Source organism: Candidatus Allofontibacter sp. (assembly GCF_038145245.1).
Taxonomy (GTDB): Bacteria; Pseudomonadota; Alphaproteobacteria; order Pelagibacterales; family Pelagibacteraceae; genus Fontibacterium.
On record NZ_JAYQPI010000067.1, the window covers coordinates 1 to 2,300 of the forward strand.

3 protein-coding genes and 3 tRNA genes are annotated in these 2,300 nt (G+C 30.2%); 5 read left to right on the forward strand and 1 reads right to left on the reverse strand.

The window, feature by feature from the left end:
- From AC8IGH_RS05410 to AC8IGH_RS05430, 5 genes are all read left to right on the forward strand, one after another.
- Positions 1-76, forward strand: a tRNA-Val gene (locus AC8IGH_RS05410).
- 14 nt (positions 77-90) lie between these two features.
- A tRNA-Val gene (locus AC8IGH_RS05415) sits at positions 91-165 on the forward strand.
- Positions 166-170: 5 nt separating this feature from the next.
- Positions 171-506, forward strand: a complete 336-nt coding sequence (locus AC8IGH_RS05420; protein WP_507419693.1) for a gamma-glutamylcyclotransferase family protein — start codon at positions 171-173, stop codon at positions 504-506.
- Positions 507-590: 84 nt separating this feature from the next.
- Positions 591-668, forward strand: a tRNA-Asp gene (locus AC8IGH_RS05425).
- A 16-nt stretch (positions 669-684) separates the two neighbouring features.
- Positions 685-1,311, forward strand: coding sequence for a MarC family protein (locus tag AC8IGH_RS05430; protein ID WP_507419694.1), 627 nt, complete (start codon positions 685-687; stop codon positions 1,309-1,311).
- Here the strand turns inward: AC8IGH_RS05430 and rlmB are convergent.
- The gene (rlmB, locus tag AC8IGH_RS05435; protein ID WP_507419695.1) at positions 1,308-2,045 is read right to left on the reverse strand and encodes a 23S rRNA (guanosine(2251)-2'-O)-methyltransferase RlmB; all 738 of its coding nucleotides are present in this window, start codon (positions 2,043-2,045) and stop codon (positions 1,308-1,310) included. The two genes, AC8IGH_RS05430 and rlmB, sit on opposite strands and share 4 nt — an antisense overlap.
- Positions 2,046-2,300 lie beyond the last annotated feature (255 nt).

The following is a 2,300-nucleotide window of genomic DNA, read 5'->3' on the forward strand; positions in this document are numbered from 1 at the left end:
GGGCGATTAGCTCAGTTGGTAGAGCATCTCGTTTACACCGAGAGGGTCGGGAGTTCGAGTCTCTCATCGCCCACCATTAATTTTTTTTAAGGGCATCTAGTTCATTGGTAGAACACTTGCTCGACACGCAAGGGGTGGTAAGTTCGATTCTTACGATGCCCACCATAAATATGGATAAATTGTTTGTTTATGGCAGCTTGATGCCACATCAAAAGAATTTTTTTATTTTAAAAGATATTCCAGGGAATTGGCAAAAGGCATTCATATTCGGTTTTATTAAAAAAATTAAGCTAGAAAAAGATTTTCTATATGATGCAATTATTCTTAATTCTAACAAAAATAAAGTAAATGGTTATTTGTTAACCTCGTATGCTTTAAAAAATTTCTGGAAAAAAATAGATTATTTTGAAAGTGAAAATTACTGCAGATTAAAAACTGATGTATTCATTTTGAATAGACAAAAAACACAAGCTAATCTTTATGTTCTTAAGCAACCTAAATTATAATTTAAAAGACATTTCATATAATTTTCTATATAATATAATTTTAAATTGTGGTGACAGCATAATTATAGCTGCACCGCTTTTTTTGGGGGTGTAGCTCAGCTTGGTTAGAGCGCCTGCCTGTCACGCAGGAGGCCGCGGGTTCGAGTCCCGTCACTCCCGCCAAAATTATAATATAATTATGAGTTCAACTTTTTTTAACTCTTTTGCGGTTTTATTTGTTGCCATAGACGCAGCAGGAATTGGCCCTTTATTTTTATTATTAACTGAAGGGGCTACTAAAGAGCAAAGATTTAAAATTGCAATTAAAGCATCTTTAATTTCATTTATAGTATTAATTGTTTTTGCCTATGGAGGTAAATTTTTTTTTAATTGGATTGGTGTTTCAATAGACTCTTTAAAAATTGCAGGGGGAATAATTTTGTTTATTATTTCAATTGAGATGTTGTTAGACAAAAGAAGATTAAGAAGAGAAGAAAGTGCAAATAAAGTCCTTAGTGAAAAAACTATAGAAGAAATTTCAATTTTTCCACTTGCAATTCCTTTAATTGCAGGACCAGCAGCATTAACTTCAGTTTTACTTTTAGTGAATTCAAGCTCAAAACATCCAGAAAAATTAATTATGGTTTATATAGCTTTGACTGCAGCAATGATTGTAACATTTTTTCACATGATCTTTTCAGCAATCCTTGCAAACTATACTAGCAAGAATATTTTAAATGTATTTTCAAGAGTTATAGCTTTAATCTTGGCATCTCTAGCTATTCAATTTATCGTAGATGGAATAAAATCAAGTTTTGGATTTTAATTTTTTCGTTCAAGTAATCTAAAAATACTCAAAGTGACTGAAACTGCATTTGAAACATTTAAACTTTCAATCTTTTTATTAATCTGAATTTTTACTAGATGATCACAGTTTTCTTTTACTAATCTTCTTAAACCTTCACCTTCAGATCCAAAGACAAAAGCATTTAGCTTACTCCATTTTTGATCCTCTATATTTTCTTTTGCATGACCATCTAATCCATATATCCAATAATTATTTTTTTTAAGAACCTCAAGTGCATTTGAAATATTTGATACAGGGATAATATTTACAAGTTCCATCGCGCCACTTGCACTTTTATACATCATTTTATTTTTTGGATTATAATTTTTTTCTAAAATAATTATAGCGTCAATATTAAATGCGCTACATGTTCTTATTATTGATCCTATGTTTCTTTGGTCTGTAATATCGTCAAGTACAACTACAGTATTATTTGAATTATTTTTATTCTTTAAATATTCTTTTAATTCGATTACAGGAATACTTTCTATTTCAGCAGCAACTCCTTGATGAACGATATTTTCGTTAATAAAAATTTTATCAATTTCTTTTTTATCCTTAATTTCAGATATAATTTTTTTATTAAAATTTTTATGATCAAAATCTTTCTGATTTTCTTGAGTAATAATAACTTTATTTATTTTTCTTTTAGGGTTTTTGATGGCAGATAAAACCGCATGTTTGCCGCCTATCCAAAATGAGCCAGTTTTCATTGATTTAATGCTTATAACTATCTTAATTTGAGCTAAAAATGTATTGCATTAATAATGCTCAATAATTATATTCCGCATAATTTTAAGCTTCAAAATCGCAATAGTGTGATTGTGAAGTTGTGTTGTAAAACTTTCTTTTTTAGAACACTTGAAAGCCACTCATAACAAAACCTCCGTTGTTTTGTGAAAAATTGGAGGGGTGACCGAGTGGTTAAAGGTGACGGTCTGTAAAACCGTTGGCTCCGGCCTACGAAG

Coding starts and splice junctions, on each gene's coding strand:
- AC8IGH_RS05420 (WP_507419693.1), top strand. CDS start 171: ATGGATAAATTGTTTGTTTATGGCAGCTTGATGCCACATCAAAAGAAT.
- AC8IGH_RS05430 (WP_507419694.1), top strand. CDS start 685: ATGAGTTCAACTTTTTTTAACTCTTTTGCGGTTTTATTTGTTGCCATA.
- rlmB (WP_507419695.1), bottom strand. CDS start 2,045: ATGAAAACTGGCTCATTTTGGATAGGCGGCAAACATGCGGTTTTATCT.